General features: G+C 65.6%; 20 protein-coding genes. 10 read left to right on the forward strand and 10 right to left on the reverse strand.

Annotated features, from left to right (window positions below):
• Window position 1 precedes the first annotated feature (1 nt).
• From OU800_RS05945 to OU800_RS05985, 9 genes are read left to right on the forward strand one after another with little or no spacing between them, the layout of a single operon-like run.
• On the forward strand, window positions 2-1492 hold the full coding sequence (locus tag OU800_RS05945; RefSeq protein ID WP_268181950.1) for an aldehyde dehydrogenase family protein: 1491 nt from the start codon (window positions 2-4) through the stop codon (window positions 1490-1492).
• A gap of 24 nt (window positions 1493-1516) precedes the next feature.
• Window positions 1517-2311 carry an SDR family NAD(P)-dependent oxidoreductase gene (locus tag OU800_RS05950; protein WP_268181952.1) on the forward strand — a complete coding sequence of 265 codons (795 nt, stop codon included), beginning with the start codon at window positions 1517-1519 and terminating at the stop codon, window positions 2309-2311.
• A 13-nt stretch (window positions 2312-2324) separates the two neighbouring features.
• Complete coding sequence (locus tag OU800_RS05955) at window positions 2325-3365, forward strand: YCF48-related protein (protein WP_268181953.1); 1041 nt, start codon at window positions 2325-2327, stop codon at window positions 3363-3365.
• 11 nt (window positions 3366-3376) lie between these two features.
• Window positions 3377-3826 (forward strand): VOC family protein, encoded by a 450-nt coding sequence (locus OU800_RS05960; protein WP_268181955.1) that lies wholly within the window; start codon window positions 3377-3379, stop codon window positions 3824-3826.
• A 10-nt stretch (window positions 3827-3836) separates the two neighbouring features.
• The gene (locus tag OU800_RS05965) at window positions 3837-4439 is read left to right on the forward strand and encodes an amino acid synthesis family protein (protein WP_268181957.1); all 603 of its coding nucleotides are present in this window, start codon (window positions 3837-3839) and stop codon (window positions 4437-4439) included.
• Between the two features lie 14 nt (window positions 4440-4453).
• Window positions 4454-5302 (forward strand): alpha/beta fold hydrolase, encoded by an 849-nt coding sequence (locus tag OU800_RS05970; RefSeq protein ID WP_268181959.1) that lies wholly within the window; start codon window positions 4454-4456, stop codon window positions 5300-5302.
• Between the two features lie 18 nt (window positions 5303-5320).
• Window positions 5321-6925, forward strand: coding sequence for a bifunctional 3-(3-hydroxy-phenyl)propionate/3-hydroxycinnamic acid hydroxylase (locus OU800_RS05975; protein WP_268181960.1), 1605 nt, complete (start codon window positions 5321-5323; stop codon window positions 6923-6925).
• Window positions 6922-7683, forward strand: a complete 762-nt coding sequence (locus OU800_RS05980) for a 2-keto-4-pentenoate hydratase (protein ID WP_268181962.1) — start codon at window positions 6922-6924, stop codon at window positions 7681-7683. The genes OU800_RS05975 and OU800_RS05980 overlap by 4 nt, the downstream gene beginning before the upstream one ends.
• 47 nt (window positions 7684-7730) lie before the next feature.
• Window positions 7731-8675, forward strand: a complete 945-nt coding sequence (locus tag OU800_RS05985; RefSeq protein WP_268181964.1) for a helix-turn-helix domain-containing protein — start codon at window positions 7731-7733, stop codon at window positions 8673-8675.
• Window positions 8676-8728: 53 nt separating this feature from the next.
• On the opposite strand, the gene OU800_RS05990 is transcribed toward OU800_RS05985, so the two are convergent.
• The 9 genes from OU800_RS05990 to OU800_RS06030 form a co-directional block, all read right to left on the reverse strand.
• Complete coding sequence (locus OU800_RS05990; protein WP_268181965.1) at window positions 8729-10690, reverse strand: methyl-accepting chemotaxis protein; 1962 nt, start codon at window positions 10688-10690, stop codon at window positions 8729-8731.
• A gap of 346 nt (window positions 10691-11036) precedes the next feature.
• A complete protein-coding gene (locus OU800_RS05995) occupies window positions 11037-11807 on the reverse strand; it encodes an IclR family transcriptional regulator (protein WP_268181967.1) in 771 nt (256 codons plus the stop codon).
• Between the two features lie 94 nt (window positions 11808-11901).
• Entirely contained in the window at window positions 11902-12576 is a 675-nt protein-coding gene (locus OU800_RS06000; protein ID WP_268181968.1) for a sarcosine oxidase subunit gamma, read from the reverse strand.
• A 1-nt stretch (window position 12577) separates the two neighbouring features.
• Window positions 12578-15475 carry a 2Fe-2S iron-sulfur cluster-binding protein gene (locus OU800_RS06005; protein ID WP_268181969.1) on the reverse strand — a complete coding sequence of 966 codons (2898 nt, stop codon included), beginning with the start codon at window positions 15473-15475 and terminating at the stop codon, window positions 12578-12580.
• A complete protein-coding gene (locus OU800_RS06010; RefSeq protein ID WP_268181971.1) occupies window positions 15472-15780 on the reverse strand; it encodes a sarcosine oxidase subunit delta in 309 nt (102 codons plus the stop codon). The genes OU800_RS06005 and OU800_RS06010 overlap by 4 nt, the downstream gene beginning before the upstream one ends.
• 165 nt (window positions 15781-15945) lie before the next feature.
• A complete protein-coding gene (locus OU800_RS06015) occupies window positions 15946-17184 on the reverse strand; it encodes an FAD-dependent oxidoreductase (protein WP_268181973.1) in 1239 nt (412 codons plus the stop codon).
• Between the two features lie 5 nt (window positions 17185-17189).
• The gene (folD, locus tag OU800_RS06020) at window positions 17190-18065 is read right to left on the reverse strand and encodes a bifunctional methylenetetrahydrofolate dehydrogenase/methenyltetrahydrofolate cyclohydrolase FolD (RefSeq protein WP_268181975.1); all 876 of its coding nucleotides are present in this window, start codon (window positions 18063-18065) and stop codon (window positions 17190-17192) included.
• Window positions 18062-18928 (reverse strand): formyltetrahydrofolate deformylase, encoded by an 867-nt coding sequence (purU, locus tag OU800_RS06025; RefSeq protein WP_268181976.1) that lies wholly within the window; start codon window positions 18926-18928, stop codon window positions 18062-18064. The genes folD and purU overlap by 4 nt, the downstream gene beginning before the upstream one ends.
• 277 nt (window positions 18929-19205) lie before the next feature.
• Window positions 19206-19643: a winged helix-turn-helix transcriptional regulator gene (locus tag OU800_RS06030; protein WP_268181978.1), complete on the reverse strand. Its 438-nt coding sequence runs from the start codon at window positions 19641-19643 to the stop codon at window positions 19206-19208.
• 87 nt (window positions 19644-19730) lie between these two features.
• Here OU800_RS06030 and OU800_RS06035 point away from each other — a divergent pair, with 87 nt between their 5' ends.
• Complete coding sequence (locus OU800_RS06035; protein WP_268181980.1) at window positions 19731-20612, forward strand: SDR family oxidoreductase; 882 nt, start codon at window positions 19731-19733, stop codon at window positions 20610-20612.
• Here OU800_RS06035 and OU800_RS06040 read toward each other — a convergent pair.
• Window positions 20597-21889 carry an NAD(P)/FAD-dependent oxidoreductase gene (locus tag OU800_RS06040; protein WP_268181982.1) on the reverse strand — a complete coding sequence of 431 codons (1293 nt, stop codon included), beginning with the start codon at window positions 21887-21889 and terminating at the stop codon, window positions 20597-20599. The genes OU800_RS06035 and OU800_RS06040 overlap by 16 nt on opposite strands.
• Window positions 21890-21936 lie beyond the last annotated feature (47 nt).

Below are 21936 nucleotides of genomic sequence, written 5' to 3' on the forward strand. Positions count from 1 at the left end.
CATGAGCGAGATTCAACTGCTACCTGCCGTCCGTGAGTTTCTTGCCACCCCCAAACGTCTGTTCATCGGCGGCCAGTGGGTGGAGGCCGCCAGCGGCAAGCGCTTTGCGGTCGAGAACCCGGCCACCGCCACCCAGCTATGCGAAGTCGCCGAAGGCGAAGAGGCCGATGTCGACGCCGCCGTGGCAGCGGCCCGCACAGCATTCAAGGGGCCGTGGCGCTGGGAGACGCCGGCACGCCGCGGCTACCTGTTGTTCCGTCTGGCCGAGCTGATCGACGCCCATGCCGAAGAACTGGCGCAACTGATCACCCTGGAGAACGGCAAGACCCTCGCCGCCGCCCGTGGTGAGGCCGCCAGTGCCGCCAACATCATCCGTTACTTCGCCGGCTGGCCGACCAAGATCGAAGGCAGCACCGTGCCGGTTTCCCCGGCCAGCGGTGCTCCGATGCTCAATTACACCCTGCGCGAGCCGGTGGGTGTGTGCGCGCTGATCGTGCCGTGGAACTTCCCGCTCAACATGTGCGTGTGGAAGCTCGGCCCGGCTCTGGCCACCGGCTGTACCTCGGTGCTCAAGCCCGCCGAGCAGACGCCGTTGGTAGCGGTACGTCTGGTGCAACTGATCGAGCAGGCTGGCTTCCCCGCTGGCGTGGTCAACCTGCTCACCGGCTTCGGTGCCCGCACCGGCGCACCGCTGTCGCAGCACGCCGATGTCGACAAGATCGCCTTCACCGGCTCGACCCAGGTCGGTCGGCTGATCGCCCAGGCCGCCACCAGCAACATGAAGAAGGTGTCTCTGGAGCTGGGCGGCAAGTCGCCGAACATCATCCTGCCCGATGCCGACATCGCCCGCGCCGCCAAGGGCGCTGCCGACGGCATCTTCTACAACCAGGGCCAGGTGTGCACCGCTGCCTCGCGCCTGTACGTGCATGAACAGGTGCTCGACCAGGTGCTCGAGGAACTGCGCAAGCATGCTGCCGCACACGTCATCGGTTCCGGTCTGGACAGCCGCACCACTCTCGGGCCTCTGGTTTCCGAGCGCCAGCTGAGCACGGTCAACGGTTATCTGCAGCGTGGCGTGCAGGAAGGCGCTGAGCTGATCTGCGGCGGCAAGCGCCCGGAACACCTGGAACAGGGCCACTTCATCGAGCCTACGGTGTTCTTCGATCGCGCCGAGCAGGCCTGCGTGGCCCGCGAGGAAATCTTCGGCCCAGTGCTCACGGTGATGAGCTGGAGCGACGTCGACGAACTGGCCCAGCGCGCCAACGACTCGCCTTATGGCCTGGCCGCCGGCCTGTGGACCCGCGACCTGCGCTCGGCGCACCGCCTGGCCGCGCAGCTCAAGGCCGGTTCGGTGTGGATCAACTGCTGGAACGTGGTCGACCCGGCCTCGCCATTCGGTGGTTACAAGCAATCCGGCTGGGGCCGGGAAATGAGCAAGCACGTGATCGACGCCTACACCGAGACCAAGAGCGTCTACGTCGATCTCGCCTGACCTGACAAAACAAGAGGAAGAATCATGGATCTGCAACTGCAAGGCCGCGTGGCCATCGTCACTGGCGGCGGCATGGGCATCGGTAAGGAAGTGGCGCGCTTTCTCTCCCAGGAAGGCTGCAAGGTGGTGATCTGCGCGCGGCGCATGGAATACCTCAAGCAGGCCGCCGAAGAGATCAGCGCCGAGACCGGCAACGAAGTGCTGCCGCTGTTCTGTGACACCAATGACATGCAGGCCGTATCGACCATGGTGCAGCAGGCCGTCGAGCATTTCGGCCGCATCGACATCCTGGTCAACGGCGCTGCCGCGCCTTCCGGCGTGGTGCGCAACGACATCGAGCACGCCGGCGACGACGAGCTGCTGTCGGACATGAACACCAAGGTGATCGGCTACTTTCGCTGCGCCAAGGCCGTCACCCCACACATGAAGGCGCTGGGCTTCGGCCGCATCATCAACATCGGCGGCCTGACCGGGCGCGGCAGCAAGGTGCTGTCGGGCATGCGCAACCTGGCCATCGCGCACATGACCAAGACCCTGTCCGACCAGCTCGGCCCGGACGGCATCACCGTCAACCTGATCCACCCCGGCGTGGTCGACACCCCGCACATCCAGGAACTCTACGAGCGCGAAGGCGTGAAGCAGGGCAAGACCCCGCAACAGGTGGAGCAGGGCTATATCGATGCCACGCCGATCCGCCGCACCCTGCAGCCCATCGAGATGGGCTGGCTGATCGGTTTTCTCGCATCGCCCAAGGCTGGCGCCATCACTGGCGAGTCCATCGGCATCGATGGCGGCCTGACTCGCGGCATCTTCATCTGAGGAGCAAGCAGCTATGAGCAACGGAACCTTTCTGGTCGCCACCGTTGGCCAGGCCATCATCCGCAGCGCCGACAATGGCGCCACCTGGCACCGCCAGGGGCTAGGCCAGCCGCTGGAGTTCGATGCCATCACCCGTTCGCTGAGCCTCGATCCGCAGCGCCCGGAAGTGATCTACGCCGGCGCCGACATCGGCCTGATCGTCAGCCACGATGTGGGCAGCCACTGGCAACTGGTGGACTCGCCGTTCAACGGGCAGACGGTGTGGAAGGTGGCGGTCGATCCGCAGGATCCGCAGCGCATCTTCGTCGGCACCGGCGCGCCGTCGCGCGCGGTGCTGTGGCGCACCCTCGACGGCGGGCAGAGCTGGTACCGCGTGCCAGTGGAGATTCCCGAGTTCTGCGAGGGAGTGAGCAAGCCGCGCCTGCTGGCCTTCGCCTATGACCCGACCGACCGCAACCAAGTGTGGTTCGGCCTGGAGGAGGGCGGCCTGTTCCACAGCCGTGATGGCGGCGACAGCTTCACCCGCGTCGATGACCGCCTGCTGTGGGATTACAACTCGGACATCCACAACATCCTGGTCATGCCCAACCACGGCAGGAAAGTCATCGTGGTGGTGTGCGTCAACGCCATCTACCGCAGCGAGGACGAAGGCCTGACCTGGAGCGGGCAATTGGCCAGGGACGACTTCGGCCTGTACTACGTGCGCGCCATGAACGCGCCGCTGGGCAGCGAGGATACCCTCTACCTGAGTATTTCCGACGGCACGCCGGGCACCACCAGCAAGGTGCTGATCTCGCGCGATGCCGCCGCGACCTGGGAAGTGCTGCCACTGCCGCAGCAACCCAACTCCTGCGTCTGGGCCATCGGCATCAACCCGAGCAACCCACGGCAGATCATCGCCGGCACCAAGTACGGCCACCTGTTCACCTCGGAAAACGGCGGTGATGGCTGGCTCAAGCAGTGGCGCGACTTCAGCGAGATCGCCGACGTGCTGTGGACGCCCGCCGTGGCGCAGATCAAACCGGCGCATACCTCTGTCACCAGCAAGAAGTGAGGAGAACCGCGATGAAAGTCGAGATCGTGCGGACTCATCTGTCCCTGTTCGTCACCGACCCGGACGCCTCCGCGCTCTGGTATGCCGATGTGCTCGGCATGCACGAGAGCGCCCGTGGCGAGGCCTGGGTGATGATGGCCTTCGGCAGCAAGCACCACGATATCGCCCTGATCAAGGCCGCCCCCGGCGCCCATCAGGGCGGCCTGGGCCTGCAGCATTACGGCATGGAGATCGCAGGGGACATGACCACCCTGCGCCAGCTCTACGGCATGTTGCTGAGCAAGGGGGTGGAGATCGTCAAGATCACCGACCACGAAATCGGCAACGGCCTGTACTTCAACGACCCGGACGGCAACCGTCTGGAGTTCTTCCTCGAGACCGATCACGACGACGAGCGCGCCAAGGCCCGTTTCAAGGATGCCTGCGCGCCCAGTCGCAATATCACCCTCGACCCCCTCTAAGGACACGACCATGAAAGCGAGCAACTTCGCCAGCTATCACATCCGCAAGTGGTACAGCTTCACCGAGGAAACCCTGGCCAACGAGACCGGGCAACTGGCCGACGGTGAGCCGCTGTTCAAGTACGTCATCGCTGCTGCCGTGCACAACCCCTATGCCGGGCGTTTCAGCCAGGATCTGAGCCAGTTGATCGACGACTCACCGGCCCTGGGCGAGGAATTCGGCCGACGCATCCGCGAGCTGGCCGGCGAGCGCAAGATCATCAGCTACGGCAAGGCCTGCCTGGTCGGCGCCAACTGCGAGTACGAGCATGGCAACGCCTTCCTCACCAACCCGGCAGCCGATCCGGTACGCGTGGCTCTGGGCGGTGGCAAGTCCTGGGTGCCATCCACCGGCAAGCGTGGTGCGCCTGGCTGCACCATCGATGTGCCGCTGGCGCACAAGGATGCACTCTACGTGCGTGACCAGTACGACACCATCTCGGTGACCTTCGGCGATGGCCCGGCCCCGGACGAAGTGATCATCATCTGGGCCTTCGCCACCCGTGGTCGTCTGCATGCCCGCCTGGGCGGCTTGAAAGCCTCTGATATCAAGGGCGACAACGGCCTGACCTGACCGGGAGCTTCGCGATGACCGCGCACAGCCAGTTCTTCAACAACCGCAGCGGCTTGCGCCTGCATGTGCTGCGCTGGGGTAACCCGCAAGGCACGCCGCTGATCCTGCTGCACGGTCTGCGTGCCTACGCGCAGACCTGGGAGTCGCTGGCCAGCACGCTGGGTGATGACTTCTGCTGCTACGCCCTGGATCAGCGCGGGCGTGGTCTGAGCGACTGGGCCGAGAGCAGCAGCTACCACAGCGAATCCTATGTGCAGGATCTGCAAGATCTGGTCGCGCACCTGGGGCTGCAGCGCTTCGCCCTGGTCGGCCACTCGCTCGGTGGCGCCAATGCCCTGGAGTATGCGCGGCAACATCCTGGGCGCCTGCTGGCGCTGGTGATCGAGGACATCGGCCCCGGCTCGTCGAGCGTCGGTGACGGCGCCGAGCGCATCCGCCGTGAGATGCGCCAGACGCCACTGACGTTCGCCGACTGGGAGGCGGCGCGAGCCTTCTGGGTCAAGTCGCGTCCCGGTCTGTCGGAGCAGGGGGTGCAGTCGCGGCTGGCCCACTCCATGCAGGAGACCGCGCAGGGCATCGTCTGGCGCCATGACCAGCAGGGCATCGCTGCGGCACGCCTGAGCATCGAGCCGGTCGACCTGTGGCCCGCAGTTCGAGCGCTGGATTGCCCGACGTTGTTCGTTCGCGGGGGCAATTCGGACTTCCTGCCGCCCGCCACCCTGGCGGCGATGCAGGCGCAGAACCGCAACATCCGTACCGTGGAGATCGCCGGCGCGAGCCATTACGTGCACGATGACCAGAGCGACGCATTCAACCGCAGCGTTGCCGACTTTCTTCGGCAAGCGAGCAAGCCATCAGAATAAGAAACGGGTGAGCAAAAAATGAAACGGGAAACTACCCAGGTGGTGATAGTCGGTGGCGGCCCCAATGGCATCACCGCGGCGCATTACATGGGCCTTTACGGCATCGATTGCGTGGTGCTGGAGCTGGCCCAGGGCATCCTGCCGTATCCCCGCGCTGTGGGCATGGACGACGAAGCCCTGCGCGTATTGCAGACCGTGGGTGTGGCCGAGCGTGCGCACCGCGACATGATCGCCAACGTACCGCTGCGCTACTACAACGCGCGCGGCGTGTGCTTCGCCGAGGTCAAGCCGAGCGTCGCCGACTACGGCTGGCCGATGCGCAACATCTTCATGCAGCAGTTGCTCGAAGGCACCCTGCGCGAGGAACTGGTGCGCCACGAGGGCGTCGACCTGCGCGAGGGCCACGAGATGCTGGCGCTGGCGCAGGACGACGACGGCGTCACCCTGCAGGTGCGCGATACCGATGGCGAACCCTACGAACTGCGTGCGCGCTACGTGATCGGCGCCGACGGTGGCCGTTCCTGCGTGCGCAAGCAACTGGGCATTCCCCTGGTCGGTTTGACCCACCCGCGCAAATGGGTGGTGGTCGATGCCGCCAACGATACCCTGGATGCGCCCTATACCGCGTTGCATGCCGACCCGCAGCGACCGTTCGTGTGCATCTACCTGCCGTACCGCCAACGCCGCTGGGAGTTCATGCTGCTCGAAGGCGAGAGCGAGGAGGCCATGTGCGAGGAGGGCAATATCCGTCGCCTGATCCGTGGTCATATCGGCGAGGCCGTGGATCAGTTGGATATCGTCCGCATCCGTGCCTACACCCACAACTCGCGGGTGGCCGAGCGTTTCGTCAGCGGCCGCGTCGCGCTGATCGGTGACGCCGCGCACATCACCCCGCCGTGGGCCGGCCAGGGCCTCAACTCCGGCCTGCGTGACGTCGCCAACCTGTGCTGGAAGCTGGCGGCGGTGCTCAAGGGGCGGGCCAACCCGGCGATCATCGAAACCTACGACCAGGAGCGGCGTGGCCATGCCACCGATCTGATCGCCCTGGCCGACAACATGGGCGCCATGCTGGGCATGACCAACCCCCTGGTGGCCGGCGTGCGGGACTGGCTGTTCCAGGCGGTGAACACGGTGGACACCCTGCGTTCGCACCTCTCGGAATTCAAGTTCAAGCCCAGGGCCACACTGGCCAAGGGCCTGGTGCACCACGAGCGTCAGGATCTGCGCGAGGACGATCTGGTCGGCCAACTGTTCATCCAGCCGGACGTGGAAGACGCAACCGGCACCCGCATCCGTCTCGACCAGGTGCTCGGCCCCTGGTATGCGGTGCTGGGCTACCGCTGCAATCCGCTCGAACAATTGAGCGACGAAACCCAGGCCTTCTGGGCTGGCCTGGAAACCCGCTTCATCCAGGTCAACCGTTCGCGTAGCGGAGCGCGCAACCAGCCGCTCAGTACCGACGGCGTGATCAGTGTGGAAGACGTCGATAACCGCCTGGCCGAGTGGTTTTCCAAGGCCCGCGACAACGTCGTGGTGATCCGCCCGGATCGCTTCGTCGCTGCGCTCACCACTCCCGAACGTCTGGACGAGGTGCTGGGCAAGCTGGCCCGGCAACTGTCATGAGTGGCCTGAGCGAACTGCCTGCCGCGCTGCGCCAGGCGCTGCAGCAGGCCCAGCCGCTGCCTAGGCTGGAGCAGGCCGTGTCGCTGGTGGAGGGCTACCGCCTGCAGGGCGAGGCGCTGGCGCAGGCTGGCGTGGCCCTCGGCGGTTGGAAGGTGGCCCTGAGCGGTGCGCCAGCCCAGGCGCGCCTGGGCCTGAGCGAGCCGGTATATGGCTGGCTGAGCGCCGACATGCAGCGCGCGCCCGGCAGCCTGCTGCCGCTGGCGCGGCTGATCGCGCCCAAGCTGGAGGTGGAAGTGGCCTTCGAGCTGGGCCGCGACATCGCCCCCGGTGAGCATGATGACGTCAGCCTGCTGGCCGCCGTGAGCCGCATGGCGCCGGCCTTCGAGATCGCCGATTGCCGCTGGCAGGGCTGGCGCTTCGATGCCGGCGCCTTCCTGGCCGACGATGCGGCCGCCGGGTTGTACTGCCTTGGCCCCTGGCAGCGGTTCGACGCCCAGGCCTGCCGCCGCATCGAATGTCGCCTGATGCATGACGACGCCGTGCTCGGCAGCGCCGAGGCCGGCGAGATACCCGAACAGAACCTGCTCTGGCTGCTGCGCCGGCTGCTGGCCGATGGTCAGCCGCTGCGGGCTGGCCAGGTGATTCTGTCCGGGGCGCTGTTGGCACCGTTGGATATCCAGATGGGTGAGTACCGCGTACGGATGATGGGAGTAGAGCTGGCTCTAGGCTTCGGACAAGCAAACCAAGAAGGCGCCTAGCCGATCAGGGGACTCCAGGCGGAGAAGCGTGCAGAGAGGCGATGGTCATGTTCAGTGAAATCCGTTCCTTTTCCGACCCGCAGCAGCATGCCAGTGCCATCCAGGGCTGGCAGCAGGTCTACGACCAGCAAAGCTGCGGCAGCTTCTCCAGCGAACTGCGCCAGGTGGCGGCTGATCACTTCCAGATATTCCAGGAAAGCCTGGGCAAGCGCACCGTGCAGCATGGCCGTTCGCCCAAGGGGCGCCTGTGCATCGCCCTGTTGCTGAGTGCCGACCGTTCGCCGTTGGTGTCCGGGCAGAAGGTGGGGGCACACAACGTGGTGCTGCTGCGCGATGGCGAGGAGTTCCTCCTGCATTCGCCGGAGGGCCTGTGCTTTCTCGGTGCCAACGTCGACCTGGTGCGCTTCGCCAAGCTGGCGGCGCTGGAGCTGTCCTCGGACAAGCTCGAACTGCTCAGGTCGATGCCGCAAGTGTCGCTGGCCGAGCCAGTGCTGCTGCGTGTGCGCCAGCGTATCTACCCGATCTTCGAGCACTTGCTGCAACGCCGTGAGCCGGTCAATGCCGCCGTCGAGAAGATGCTCGAAGACACCCTGCTCGATGCCTTTCTCGACCTGTTCAGCCATGCCAGCGGAGAGGAGCGTGACCGGCGCGGCAGTTCCGCTGTGTGCGCCTACCTGGTCAAGCGCAGCCAGGAACTGGCAATGGAAGCGGGCAGCGAGTCACCCGTCAGCATCATCGACCTGTGCGAACGATTGCGGGTCAGCCGCCGCACGCTGCAGAACAGCTTCCAGGTGATCACCGGCACGCGCCCGGTGGAATACCTGCGCAACCTGCGCCTGAACGCGGTGCGTCGGCGCCTGATCGAGACCTCGGCAGCCGAGCTCAAGGTCGGTGAGGTGGCGGCGCAGATGGGCTTCTATCACCTCAGCCATTTCGCCAGCCACTACCGGGCATTGTTCGGTGAGTATCCGTCGGAAACCCACCGTGCTTGAGAGGGGCTTCGGGTAGGCCGCCTGAGGACAGAGCGCCACCTACCGGCCATGCTTCAGGCCACGCGGAAGCGACTGATCTGCTGCTGCAGGTCGCTGCCCAGACGGGCCAGGTCGACGCTGGAGGCGGAGGTTTCCTCGCTGGCGGCGGCCGACTGCTCGGCGATGTCGCGGATGCTGGAAACGCTGCGGTTGATCTCCTCGGCCACCGAGCTTTGCTGTTCGGAGGCGGTGGCGATCTGCTGGTTCATCTGCTGGATGCGTGACACTGCTTCGTCGATCTGCTCCAGTGCGGTGCCGGCCTGACGTGCCGCCTCCACGGTGTCGCTGGCCATGCCGCTGCTCCTGTCCATGACGCTTACGGCGCTTTCGGCACCGTTCTGCAGGGCGGCGATCAACTGTTCGATCTGCGCGGTGGACTCCTGCGTGCGCCGTGCCAGGGCGCGGACTTCGTCGGCGACCACGGCAAAACCACGGCCTGCCTCACCGGCACGGGCCGCTTCGATGGCGGCGTTGAGCGCCAGCAGGTTGGTCTGCTCGGCGATGCCCTTGATCACGTCGAGCACGGTGCCGATATTGGCGCTGTCGCCCTTGAGGCGGGTAATGGTTTCCACCGATTCCTCGACCGTTTGCGCCAGGCGTTCGATGCGCTCGATGGCCTGCTTCACCACGGCGCCACCCTGGCGGGTCTGGCCTTCGGCTTCGCTGGCCGAGTTGGCGGCGCTTTCGGCGTTGCGCGCGACGTCCAGTACCGTGGCAGTCATTTCGTTCATGGCGGTGGCGACCTGTTCGGTCTCCATGCGCTGCTGGGTGACGCCGGCGCTGGTCTGTTCGGTCACTGCCGAGAGTTCTTCTGCCGCCGTTGCGAGCTGGGTAATGCCAGCGCCGAGTGTGCCGATCAGGTCGCGCAGGCTGCTGGCCATCTCCTGCATGGCCTGCATCAACTGGCCGAGTTCATCGCGACGGTCGCTGGCGATGTTCATGGTCAGATCGCCAGCGGCTATCTGCCGGGCAATGCCAACGACCTTTTGCAGCGGGCCGACTATCACCTGGGTGATGCCCAGAGCGCAGAGCAGTCCAAGGATGATCGCCACCACGGCGGCGCCGATGAGCATGCTCTTGGCGTCGCTCGAGCCGCTTTCCAGCAATCCTCGCTGCAGAAGCATGGCCTGGCTGGAAGCCTTGGCCACCTTTTGCGCGCTCTCGTTCATTTCCTCTTCGGACTGGTCGAGTTCACTGATGGACTTGCGCAGTTCGGCGAAATGCTGGCGATAGTTGGCGAGTTGCGTGGAGGCTTCCTTCAGCAGTTGCTGGATGGAAGGCTCCGTGCTCATGCGCGCGAGATTCTGGATATCGCTCTGCATGGAGGTGTAGATCTCATCCAGTTGCTGGACGTAGCGCTCATCGGCACGCAGCAGGAAGTTCTTTTCCTGGCGTCTCGACTCCAGTACGGCCTCGACCAGGTCATGGGCCTTGTTGCTCTGCTCGAACAGCTCGGCGCTGCCCTGGTAGTTGCCTTGGTTGATCTGCTCGATGGTGGCCTGGCGTAGCGCCTGGTTCAAGGCTTCGAGGCGTTGCGTCGCGCCTCGGGCCGCTTCCTCCATGGCCTTCTGTGCGGTCTGGTTGAGCTCGGTGGCTTTCTGCAGGTCGAGCAACTGGTCGTGATAGTTCTTCACGTCCGTCTGCACCTGGCGCATCAGTTCCTTGTTCTGCGGTAATTGCAGGCGTATTTCGTTTTCCTGGGCCTGCTTGCCGACGTCCTCGGCAAACTGGACGGCCTTGTCCAGATACTGGTTGTTGCCGCGGATGATGTAATTCTTTTCCTGCTGTCGTGCCTGGCTCAGCGTTCTGTCCATGGCGTTGACGAATTGCAGGTTGTCCATGCGGCGCAGGCTGGTATCCATCGCCCAGTGGCCTACCCAGGCCATACACAGGGTAATCAGCATGAGAAGGCCGAAGCCGGTCATCAGTTTTTTACGGACGCTCAGGTCGAGCAAGGTTCGGGTCAGTGCATTCATGGTCTTTCCTGTTTTTATGGGGTTTTTTCGCGCGCAGGTGCGCAGGAAATGCCTCAGCACGCATGCAAGGCTTGGCTGGGCTGTATGAACGAAACGAGGGCAGCGAAGGGGACGGAGGCTGGGTGCTGATCGATGATCTGCCCAGCCGGGTGGGGGACTTGTGGGGCGGGAAAAGGCAAAGCCCTTGCAGACACCCTGCAAATGTTTTTGCCAGCAGAAAGACCTACTGACTCAGTCAGAATAACAGTCGAGCTAATGGTAGCAATATGCTTTCATGGATTTTGCGGAAATTGGCCAGTTATGACCTGAAATTGGCTTTTTACTGGAACATATGTCCAAAAAACCTTCATTTTTTTCCCAGCTCGAGCGAGATGGCGTCAGCACACTGCTGCAGGCTTTCCCGGTAGCGTTCACGTGCCACCGGGCTGTCCATCACTGCTTCCGGGCCTGACAGGTTGATCGCCGCCACCACGTCGCCACGATGATCGCGCACGGCGCAGGCGATGGCGGTGGAGTAGTCGGAACGGTGCATCACCCAGCCACGCTCGCGGTCGCGTTCGAGCAGTTGTTGCAGCTCGGGCAGGGTCTTCGGCGCGGGTGGCGGGTAGTCGTCCAGGCGCACGTGCTGGTAGAGCGTGTCCAGCTCCATGGGCGTCAGGCCGCTGAGCAGCATGCGGCCCATGGCCGTGCAGTGGCAGGGAATGCGCGTGCCGATGGGGATGTTCACCGACAGCCGTTGTGCGGCGAAGGCGCGGCCGATGTAAAGGCTGTCGGTCTGCTCGCGGATCGACAGGTGGCACGACAGCGAGGTGCGGTCGCGCAGGGCATTGAGGTGCGGCATGGCGATGTCCACCAGGTCGCGGCTGGCCAGGTAGGCGAAGCCGTCGCAGAGCACCTGCGGGCCCAGCTCGTAGCTGTTCTTGCCGAGCTTGCGCAGGTAGCCCATGTCGGTGAGCGTGACCAGGATGCGGTAGATGGCCGAGACGCTGACGCCGAGGCGCTCGGCGATGGTGTTGCTGCTCAGGCTGCGCTCGCTGGCGTTGAACATCTGCAGGATGCTCAGGCCGCGTTGCAGCGCGGGGACACGGTAGTCCAGTTCGTCTTCGTGGATGCCCATGATGCTTTCCTCGGTGGCGTTGGGGACGAGGTGCGCACGGCGCACCCTACGTGTGGCTCATGGCTGTAGGGTGCGCTGTGCGCACCGGCGGGGTTTAGGGCAGGGCGTCGATGCCGACCGGCTGGCCACCGAACTCCTGCATGGCATCGAGCATCACGCCCCAGAAGTAGTGCACCGAGGCGCGGTCGCAGAGGAGGTGCAGGCACGGCACTTCGCCCAACGGCAGGTTAGCGACTATGACGTTGACCCGCGCCGCCGAGGTCTGCGCCACCTGGCCGACGGCGAAGGCTTGCGGGCTGAGGTCGACGCCGCAGAGCTTGGCCATCACCTCGGCTCCGCAAGTGCCGCTGAGCACCAGCCAGGCGTGGCTGTCCTGACGTGGCAGCAGGTACTGGCCGGCACTGGCCTGCCATTGGCCTTCCTCGCGCTGCGCTTTGCTGCCGGCATCGTGCAGGCTGCCGAGCAGCAGGTACTCGGTCTGCGACAGGCGCAGCACATGGCCGCCATCGGCCTGGCTCAGTGCCTGGTTGGGCGCTTGCGGCAACCGGTAGCCCAGCGCGCCCAGGTACTCGGCGGCGGCCGGGCCGCGCAGGCCGTAGCGAGCGAGGTTGGTCAGGTCGAGCAGGGCGCAGTGGCCCAGCAGGGCGCTTTCGTCGCCCTGGCCGTAGGTGGTGACGATGCAGCTCTCGCCGAACGGGGCGAGAGTGGCGCCGGCCTGCAGGCGATAGAGCGGGCTGCGCGCTGCGAATTGATTGGCTTGGAGGGTCATCTCACAGCTCCTGGCGTTTGCTTTCAGGGTCATAGAAGGGCAGCTTCACCACCGTGGCCTGCACCACCTCGCCGCCTTCGACGCGGATCGGCAGGCGCTGGCCCGGCGCGGCCTGGTCGGGCGCGCAGTAGGCCAGGCCGATGATCTGGCCGAGGGTTTGCGAGTATTCGCAGGAGGTGACGTTGCCGCTGATGTCCGGCCCCTTGAGCACCAGATGGCCTTCCAGCGGCTGGCTGCTGCCCTTGGGCAAGGTGAAGCCGACCAGCTTGCGGATCGGCGGCTGCGCTTCGAGGATCTGCACCGAGCGTTTGCCGACGAAGAACGGCTTGCTGCGGGCGATGGCCCAGCCCATGTCGATCTCGGCCGGACTGGTCATGCCATCGGTGTCCTGGCCGATGATCACGTGGCCCTTCTCCAGGCGCAGCAGGCGCTGCGTCTCGACGCCGAAGGGGCGAATGTCGAACTCCCGACCGGCTTCCATCAGTGCATCCCACAGGGCTTCGCCGTAGCGCGCCGGGACGTGGATTTCGTAGCCCAGTTCACCGACGAAACCGACCCGCAGCAGGCGGGCGGGAATACCCGCGACTGTGCCCAGGCGCACCGCCAGGTAGGGGAAGCCCTCGGCGGACAGATCGACATCGCTGCACAGCTTGGCCAGCACCTTGCGCGAGTCCGGCCCGGCCAGGTTGACCGCGGCCAGCGCGGCGGTGACGTTGGTGATGTCGACGTTCAGGCGCCACTGCGCGTTCCACTTGAGCATCTGCTGGTAGACGCGGTCGACGCCGCTGGTGGTGGCGCTGACGTAGAAGTGCTCGTCTTTGAGGCGCGCGCAGACGCCGTCGTCGATCACCACGCCGTGCTCATTGGTCATCAGCGCATAGCGCGAGCGGCCCACCGGCTGCTTGGCGAAGGCGAAGGTGTAGAGGCGCTCTAGCAGCTCGGCGGCGTCCGGGCCGCGCACGTCGAGGCCGCCCAGGGTGGAGACGTCGATCAGGCCGACCTTCTCACGTACCTGGCGCGCCTCGGCCTGCATGCAGGCGTCGCGCTCCTCCGGCTTGCCGTAGTAGGCCGGGCGCTGCCAGATGCCGACGGGCATCATCTTCGCCCCCAGTTCCAGGTGCCGTGCGTGCATGGCGGTTTGCCGATACGGATCGAAGCCACGGCCGGCGACCTGCGCCAGGGTTTCCGGGCAGAACGGCGGGCGCGCGGTGGTCACCCCGGTTTCGCCGACGCTGCGCCCCGTGGCCTGGGCCACCAGGCGCGCGGTGGGCAGCGCCGAGTGGCGGCCCTGCGAGGGGCCCATACCGACGGTGGAGAAGCGCTTGACCAGCTGCACGTCGCGGTAACCGTGGCGGGTGGCATTGACGATATCGCGCACCTGCAGGTCTTCGTCGAAATCGACGAACTCCTTGCCCTTGGGATGGGGGAAGATCGGCCAGGGAAAGTTGACTTGCGGCTCGCTTGGCAGCTCGCGCAGCGGCTGACTGGCTTCCAAGCCGAGGGCGGCGAGTGCGCGGAGGGCGCCGTTGGTGGCATCGGCGAGCAGCGCGTCGAGGGCGTTGCGGCCGTTGACCGAGCCGACCACCTGCAACCCGCTCGGCAGGCCGGACAGGCTGAAGGCGGCGCTGGTGTCGTCGTAGGCCAGCTTGCCGCCGGCCTGGCACGGCAACTGGTAGACCGGCATGTAGCCGGCGGACATGCACAGCAGGTCGCAGTCGATGCGCAGGCCGCTGCCCGCCACCTTGCCCTGGCCGCTGATGCGGCGTACGTCCACGGCGTTCAGGTGCTTGTCGCCCAGCGCTTCGTAGACCGTGCTGCCGGTATGGCAGGCAACACCACGGGTTTGCAGGGCGATGGCCAGACTGGCGTCATTGGCGCGTTCGCGCATGTCCACCAGGGCGGCGACCTCGACGCCGGCATCGAGCAGGTCGAGGGCGGCCAGGTAGCCGTCGTCGTTGCCGGTCAGTACCACGGCACGCTGGCCCGGCTTGACCGCGTAGAGCTTGATCAGACGCTGCGCGGCGCTGGTCAGCAGCACGCCGGGCAGGTCGTTGTTGCGAAACACCACCGGCTGGTCGAAGGCGCCAGCCGCGACGATGCACTGGCGGGCGCGCACCTTGTACATGCGATTGCCCTGGATCACCGGCAGGTAGTGATCGGTGAACCAGGCGTTGCAGGTGGCTTCCTTGAGGATGCGGATATTGGCGTGGCCTTCGACGGCGGTCAGCAGTTCGGCGCGCAGCTCGGCGGCACGTTTGCCTTCGATGTCGAAGCGGGCCCAGGCCAGCGCGCCGCCGAGGTAGTTCTGCTGTTCGATCAGCAGCACCTTGGCGCCGGCGTTGGCAGCGCTCAGCGCCGCGCACAGGCCGGCCGGGCCAGCACCGATCACCGCCAGATCGGTGAACAGGAAGGCCTTGTCGTGGTACTGCGGCTGCAGCTTGAGGTTGAGCACACCGAGCCCGGCTTTCTTGCGGATCAAGGGTTCCCAGACCTTCCACATGCCCTTGGGCTTGTAGAACGAGCGGTAGTAGAAGCCCACCGGCATGAACCTGGAGAAGTGCCCGAGCAGGGCGTCTCGGTCCTTGTCCAGGCTGCCGTTGTAGTTCTGCGCGGTGACGTCGAGGCCAGCGGCCAGCGGCTGCATATCGGCCAGCACGTTGGGCTCGTCCGGCAGTTGCACCAGGGTGTTGGCGTCCTGCCCTGCCATCGACAGCGGGCCGCGCGGGCGGTGGTACTTGAACGAGCGCGACAGCAGCCAGCGCTGGTTGGCCAGCAGGGCACTGGCGATGCTGTCGCCGGCCAGGCCCTGGTAGGTGGTGCTCTCGAAGTCGAAGCTGACGGGGTGGTTGCGATCGATCAGCAGGCCCAGCGGGGCCGGCAGGCGGGCAGCGGCGCTCATGCGCTCACCTCCTGGAGTTTGGCAGGCGCGGCGAAATCGACGCGGCGGTCGAACAGTTCCTTGGGGTCGAAGGTGCGCAGGATCTCGTCGCTGACGGTGTGGCGTTCGGCCAGGAACCAGTAGCTGGAGGCGTTGTGCATCCACCACTCGGTGACGACGCCGGCGCGGTTCTCGCTGTTGAACACGTAGTCGGCCCATTCGGCGTCCGAGCAGGTGTTCGGATCGGGCATGCGCTTGAGTTCGCCGCCGTAGGTGAATTCGTTGATATTGCGAGGCCCGTTGAGCGGGCAGGGCATGATCTTCATGGTGATCCCCAGTCATTCAGCTTGCACAGCGGGTGGCGTCGGAACGTCCCCGAGCTTCGATCTGCTCCCTCTCCCATCTATGGGAGAGGGCTGGGGAGAGGGCGCTTTGAGTCAAGCAGCCCTCTCCCCCAACCCCTCTCCCGCAAGCGGGAGAGGGGAGTTCGTTCAGTGGCTCGCCGCCGTGGCGCCCATCTCGTTGACCTGGCGGAAGGTCGAGAAGCGCTCGAGGGCGAAGGGTTGGATCAGCGCCGGGGTCTTGCCGCTGGCGACCAACTCGGCCATGGTCCAGCCGCAGATCGGCGTGGCCTTGAAGCCCCAGGTGCCCCAGCCGGCGTCGAGGTAATAGTTGTCCAGCGGCGAGCGGCCCATGATCGGGCTGTAGTCCGGGGTCATGTCGGTGCTGCCGGCCCACTGGCGCATCAGCTTGGCGCCGGCCATGAAGGGGAACATCTCGATGGCGTGGGCCAGCAGGCTTTCCTTGAGGTCGAGTGTGGAGCGGGTGTTGTACAGCGGGTAAGGGTCGGAGCCGCCGCCGAAGACGATCTCGCCACGGCTGGTCTGCTGCACGTAGCAGTGCAGCGCCGAGGAGCTCACCAGCGGGTCGAGGAAGGGCTTGAACGGCTGGGTGACCATGGCCTGCAGCGGGTAGGTGTGGATCGGCGCCTTGATGTTCAGCTTGTTCATCAGCAGCGAGCTGGCGCCGGCTACCGCCTGCACCACGCAGCCGCAGCGCACGTCGCCACGGTTGGTGCGCACGGTGGTGACGCGACCGTTCTCGACGACGAAGTCCTGCACCTCGGTGAGCTGGTGAATCTCCACGCCACGCTTGGCCGCCTGCTTGGCGTAGCCCCAGGCCACGGCGTCATGGCGGGCGGTGGCACCGTCGATGTGCCAGAGCCCGGCAAGCACCGGCAGATGGCCGGGGTCGAGGTTCAGGCAGGGCACCAGTTCGCGGATCTGCTGGCGGTCGATCATCTCGGTGCGGCCACCGAAATGCTTGTTCACCTCGGCGCGCTGGCGGAAGGCGCGCACCGTGGCGTCGGTGTGCGCCAGGGTGAGCTGGCCACGCTCGGAATACATGATGTTGAAGTCGAACTCGTTGGAGAGATCCTTGAACATCCGCACCGACTCGGCATAGAAGCGCACGCCTTCGCTGGTGAGGTAGTTGGAGCGAATCACCGCCGTGTTGCGCGCGGTGTTGCCACCGCCGAGGTAGGACTTCTCCAGCACCGCGATGTTGGTCACGCCGTGGTACTTGGCCAGGTAATAGGCGGTGGCCAGGCCATGGCCGCCTCCACCGATGATGACCACGTCGTACGCCGGTTTGAGATCCTTCGGCGCAGGCAGGTCGACCTCCACCGGGTAGTCCGAGGACAGGCCGTACTTGATCAGGGCAAGGGGCATTGCGGTTACTCCTGGGCCGACAGGCCGTGTTGCTGGCGGGCGGCGAGCAAGGTGTTGTGCATCAGCATGGCGATGGTCATCGGGCCGACGCCGCCGGGCACCGGGGTGATGGCCGAGGCCACCGGCAGCACGGCGTCGAAGTCGACATCGCCGACCAGGCGCGAGCGGCCGTCCTCGTCGATGCGGTTGATGCCGACGTCGATCACCACCGCGCCGGGTTTGATCCAGTCGGCGCCGATCATCCGTGGCCGGCCGACGGCGGCGACCACGATGTCGGCCTGGCCGCAGAGCTTCTCCGGCTTGACGCTGCGCGAATGCAGCACGGTGACGCTGCAGTTGGCGGCCAGCAGCAGCGCCGCCATCGGCTTGCCGACGATGTTCGAGCGGCCGACCACCACGGCGTGTTTGCCGGACAGGTCGCCGAGGGTGTCGCGCAGCAGGCGCATGCAGCCGGCCGGGGTGCAGGGCGTGAGCACCGGGCGGCCCTGGCTGAGGCCGCCGACGTTCTCGCTGTGGAAGCCGTCGACGTCCTTGGCCGGGTCGATGGCCTGCAGCACGCGGGTCTCGTCGATATGCGCCGGCAGCGGCAACTGCACCAGAATGCCGTTGACCGTGGCGTCGGCATTGAGCGCGGCGACTACTTCCAGCACGGCTTCGGCGCTGGCGTCGGCACTCAGGCGGTATTCCAGCGAGCGGATGCCCACCTCGTTCGCGCGCAGCACCTTGTTGCGCACGTAGACCTGGCTGGCCGGGTCATCGCCGACCAGCACCACGGCCAGCGCCGGCTCGATGCCTTGGGCCTTGAGCACGGCCACGTCAGCGGCGATCTCGGCGAGCACGCGCGCGGCGGCGGCCTTGCCGTCGATCAGTTGCGCGCTCATCGGAAGATCACCGTCTTGTCGTGGTTGAGGAACACGCGGTGTTCGAGGTGGTACTTGACCGCCTTGGACAGGGCCACCGTCTCGGTGTCGCGACCCACCGCCACCAGGGCGTCGGGGGTGTAGTTGTGATCCACGCGCTGTACTTCCTGTTCGATGATCGGGCCTTCGTCGAGATCCGAGGTGACGTAGTGGGCGGTGGCGCCGATCAGCTTCACGCCACGCTCATAGGCCTGGTGATAGGGCTTGGCGCCCTTGAAGCCGGGCAGGAACGAGTGGTGGATGTTGATGGCACGGCCGGATAGCTGCTTGCACAGGTCGTCGGAGAGGATCTGCATGTAGCGCGCCAGCACCACCAACTCGGTCTTGGTCTCGTCGACGATCTTCAGCAGCTCGGCTTCCTGCTGGGCCTTGGTGTCTTTGGTCACCGGCAGGTAGATGAAGCGGATGCCCTCGCGCTCGGCCATCGGCCGCAGGTCAAGGTGGTTGGAGACGATGGCGGTGATCTTCATCTGCAGCTCGCCCTTCTGGTGGCGATAGAGCAGGTCAGCCAGGCAATGGTCGTACTTGCTCACCATCAGCAGCACGCGCATCGGCTCGGTGGCGTCGTACAGCTCCCAGCTCATCGCGAAGCGCTCGGCGACCTCGGCGAAGCCGTCCTCGATCTGCTGGATATCGCCGGCGAAACCTTCGTTGAAACGGAATACCGCGCGCATGAAGAAGGCACCACTGACCTCGTCGTCGAACTGCGCCATTTCGCTGATGTAGCAACCATGGTCGGCGAGGAAGGACGTTACGGCGGCGACGATGCCGGATGTAGCCGGGCAACTGATCTTGATCACGTATGGGTGCTTGGCGTGCTGCATGGCGAATCCTCTGCTGGGGGCGGCGGCAGGAAAAGCTTCATGAGTGAAATGGGTGTTCGCCTGTGAATTGAAATTACCTTGGCGAATCTATTTTTCTTGATGGTGATTTTTATAAGTGAATGAACATGGCGTGTCCATGCCTGTAAGGAATTTTTTTATCCTTACAGGAAATATATGGCGCGCGGAGATCGGCAACGGGCGTGATGTCTTCGCAAGGGCGAGGCGCCGTGAGGCTCAGGGCCGACGATTTCGGTACTGCGAGGGGAAGGAGCCTGGTTCAGGCCGTTTCTGGCTGCGTGACGTCATAACGGGCTCGAGCCTCGGTGATGGCGGCATGGCTGCGTTCGGCCCAGCCGACCAGATTGGCCAGCGGCACCAGCAGCGACTCGCCCAAGGCGGTCAGGCCGTATTCGACGCTGGGCGGCTTGGTGGGGTGGACGGTTCGCTTGATCAGGCCGTCGCGTTCCAGCTCGCGCAGGCTCTGGGTCAGCATGCGCTTGGAGATGTCCGGCACGGCGCGGCGCACATCGCTGAAGCGCAGCGAGCGATGGGCGAGGGCGATGAGGATCAGCGTCGTCCATTTGTCGCCGAGGTGGTCGAGCACGTCACGTACCGGGCAGCGGCCCTCGGCGAAGTTCATCGTGCTCCATGCCTGGAAGCGTTCGGCCAGCTCGATGCGCGCCTGGCTGGGGTTATCGCTAGGTAACCTGGTCACGAAAAACTGCCTCCTTCCGCATTCATTTTTTTGGTCTCAGAATAAGACCAGGTTGCAATTCTAGTCCAAGAGGTGAATGCGATGACAATGTCCGAAACCATTCTGATCACCGGTGCAGCCGGTCAACTGGGGCGCCTGGTGATTGCCGCCCTGCAACGCCGGGCGCCGGCGGCGAAACTCGTCGGCCTGGTACGTGACGCCAGCAGGGCCGGCGATCTGGCCGCCCAGGGCGTCGAACTGCGGGTAGCCGATTACCGTGACCCACAGGCACTGGCCAGCGCTCTGACGGGTATCGACAGGGTACTGCTGATCTCCTCCAGCGAAGTGGGCCAGCGCACCGCCCAGCACCGCAATGTGGTGGCAGCCGCAGTGGCAGCCGGGGTCAGGCTGATCGCCTACACCAGCCTGCTGCATGCCGACAGCAGCCCGATGGCCTTGGCCGTGGAGCATCGTGAAACCGAAGAGGCGATCCGTGGCAGCGGCCTGCCGTTCACCCTGCTGCGCAATGGCTGGTACAGCGAGAACTACACCCAGGGCGTGGCGGCAGCGCTGGAGCATGGCGTGGTGCTGGGCGCTGCGGCGGATGGAAAGCTCTCACTGGCCGCGCGCAGCGATTACGCCGAGGCTGCTGCCGTGGTGGTGGCGGGCGACGTGGCTGTGCATGCCGGCAAGGTCTACGAGTTGGCCGGTGACCAGGCCTGTACCCTGGCGGATTTTGCGGCTGAGATCAGCCGCCAATCCGGCAAACCGGTGCGCTATCAGGATCTGCCCGAGGCCGACTACAAGGCTGCATTGATCGGCGTAGGCCTGCCCGAAGGTTTCGCCGAACTGCTTGCCGAGAGCGATGCCAAGGCAGCTCAGGGCTCGCTGTTCGAGCCGGGCAAGGCACTGAGCCAGCTTATCGGTCGCCCGAGCACGCCGCTGAGCGAAACCGTGGCGGCCGCTCTTGCCGCTCAGAGCCTGTCGTAGGCGAAGGGTTTGGGATCGACCAGCGGTGTGCTGCCGTCGATCAGGTCGGCCAGCAGATGGCCGGCACCTGGCGCGATGCCGAAGCCATGGCCGGAATAGCCGGTGGACAGGAACAGCCCCGGTAGCTTCTCGACCGGGCCGATCACCGGAATGGCGTCCGGGGTGACGTCCATCACCCCGGCCCAGCTCTGCTCCACGCGAATCTGGCGGAAGAAGGGGAAGGCCGCTGCCAGGGCCTCGCGCGCTTCGCTCAGAATGGCCGAGGAAGGACGCGGGTCGAGCACGCGGCAGCGCTCGAAGGGGCTCTCGCTGTCCATCTTCCAATGTCGTGGCTGACGCAGTTCCTCCAGAAAGCGACCGTCCAGGCGCAGGCGCACTTCGCGGAACTGTTTGCTCAGTGCGGGCAGGAAATCGCCCAGATAACGGAAGCTGTCCGGCGTGATCGGCGCCAGGTTGCCATTGCGCTGGGCAATCGTATAACCGCCGTCGTAGCGTTTGCGAAAGGCGTAGCGGCTGGCGCCCACGGCCAGTTCCGGGCCACCGGCCATTGGCGCGGTGCGCAGCACCGAGGCCACCACCTTGAGTTGCGGCAGGCGCAGGCCAAGGTTGGCGCAGAACAGCGTCGACCAGGCGCCGCCCGCCAGCACCACGCTGCTGCAGTTCAGACGGCCATGTTCGCTGTACAAGCCGGTGACCTTGCCCGCCGCGATATCCAGGCCGCGCACGGCACAGCCGGTGACGATGCGCGCGCCCAGGCGTTGTGCGGCGCGGGCGATCACGGCACTGGCGCGGTGCGGTTCGGCGCGGCCATCGCTGGGTGTATGCAGCGCGCCGCTCCAGCCGGCAGCGGCGCCTTCGGGCATCACCCGCAGCAGCTCTTTGCCTTCCAGCAGCCGCGCGTGCACGCCATGGGCGCTGGCGGCCTGCAGCCAATCCGCCTGCTGTTGCAGTTGGCGCGGATTTTCGCAGGCGTAGAGTACGCCGCTACGGCGAAAGCCGAGGTCTTCGCCGAGCTGCGTCTGCCAGGTGTCCCACAGGTGCAGGCTGGCCATGGCCAGGGGAATTTCGGCCAGGTCGCGGCCCATGCTGCGGCACCAGCCCCAGTTGCGCGAGGACTGCTCGGCACCGATCAGGCCCTTTTCCAGCAGTGTCACGGCGATGCCTCGACGAGCCAGCCAGTAAGCCGTGCTGACGCCGATGATGCCGCCGCCGATGATGGCCACTTCGGTGCTTTCCGGCAGCCTGTCGCTGGCCACCTGTTCGATCTGCGGATACATGCACGCTCTCCGGTGTAGGGTGCGCCGCGCGCACCGAAGGAAGGTGC

The sequence above is a fragment of the Pseudomonas sp. GOM7 genome (assembly GCF_026723825.1).
In the GTDB taxonomy this organism is placed as follows: domain Bacteria; phylum Pseudomonadota; class Gammaproteobacteria; order Pseudomonadales; family Pseudomonadaceae; genus Aquipseudomonas.

What these genes read in the sequence shown, in the direction of transcription:
- OU800_RS05945 (WP_268181950.1), top strand. Translation starts at nt 2, where the DNA reads ATGAGCGAGATTCAACTGCTACCTGCCGTCCGTGAGTTTCTTGCCACC.
- OU800_RS05950 (WP_268181952.1), top strand. Translation starts at nt 1,517, where the DNA reads ATGGATCTGCAACTGCAAGGCCGCGTGGCCATCGTCACTGGCGGCGGC.
- OU800_RS05955 (WP_268181953.1), top strand. Translation starts at nt 2,325, where the DNA reads ATGAGCAACGGAACCTTTCTGGTCGCCACCGTTGGCCAGGCCATCATC.
- OU800_RS05960 (WP_268181955.1), top strand. Translation starts at nt 3,377, where the DNA reads ATGAAAGTCGAGATCGTGCGGACTCATCTGTCCCTGTTCGTCACCGAC.
- OU800_RS05965 (WP_268181957.1), top strand. Translation starts at nt 3,837, where the DNA reads ATGAAAGCGAGCAACTTCGCCAGCTATCACATCCGCAAGTGGTACAGC.
- OU800_RS05970 (WP_268181959.1), top strand. Translation starts at nt 4,454, where the DNA reads ATGACCGCGCACAGCCAGTTCTTCAACAACCGCAGCGGCTTGCGCCTG.
- OU800_RS05975 (WP_268181960.1), top strand. Translation starts at nt 5,321, where the DNA reads ATGAAACGGGAAACTACCCAGGTGGTGATAGTCGGTGGCGGCCCCAAT.
- OU800_RS05980 (WP_268181962.1), top strand. Translation starts at nt 6,922, where the DNA reads ATGAGTGGCCTGAGCGAACTGCCTGCCGCGCTGCGCCAGGCGCTGCAG.
- OU800_RS05985 (WP_268181964.1), top strand. Translation starts at nt 7,731, where the DNA reads ATGTTCAGTGAAATCCGTTCCTTTTCCGACCCGCAGCAGCATGCCAGT.
- OU800_RS05990 (WP_268181965.1), bottom strand. Translation starts at nt 10,690, where the DNA reads ATGAATGCACTGACCCGAACCTTGCTCGACCTGAGCGTCCGTAAAAAA.
- OU800_RS05995 (WP_268181967.1), bottom strand. Translation starts at nt 11,807, where the DNA reads ATGGGCATCCACGAAGACGAACTGGACTACCGTGTCCCCGCGCTGCAA.
- OU800_RS06000 (WP_268181968.1), bottom strand. Translation starts at nt 12,576, where the DNA reads ATGACCCTCCAAGCCAATCAATTCGCAGCGCGCAGCCCGCTCTATCGC.
- OU800_RS06005 (WP_268181969.1), bottom strand. Translation starts at nt 15,475, where the DNA reads ATGAGCGCCGCTGCCCGCCTGCCGGCCCCGCTGGGCCTGCTGATCGAT.
- OU800_RS06010 (WP_268181971.1), bottom strand. Translation starts at nt 15,780, where the DNA reads ATGAAGATCATGCCCTGCCCGCTCAACGGGCCTCGCAATATCAACGAA.
- OU800_RS06015 (WP_268181973.1), bottom strand. Translation starts at nt 17,184, where the DNA reads ATGCCCCTTGCCCTGATCAAGTACGGCCTGTCCTCGGACTACCCGGTG.
- folD (WP_268181975.1), bottom strand. Translation starts at nt 18,065, where the DNA reads ATGAGCGCGCAACTGATCGACGGCAAGGCCGCCGCCGCGCGCGTGCTC.
- purU (WP_268181976.1), bottom strand. Translation starts at nt 18,928, where the DNA reads ATGCAGCACGCCAAGCACCCATACGTGATCAAGATCAGTTGCCCGGCT.
- OU800_RS06035 (WP_268181980.1), top strand. Translation starts at nt 19,731, where the DNA reads ATGTCCGAAACCATTCTGATCACCGGTGCAGCCGGTCAACTGGGGCGC.
- OU800_RS06040 (WP_268181982.1), bottom strand. Translation starts at nt 21,889, where the DNA reads ATGTATCCGCAGATCGAACAGGTGGCCAGCGACAGGCTGCCGGAAAGC.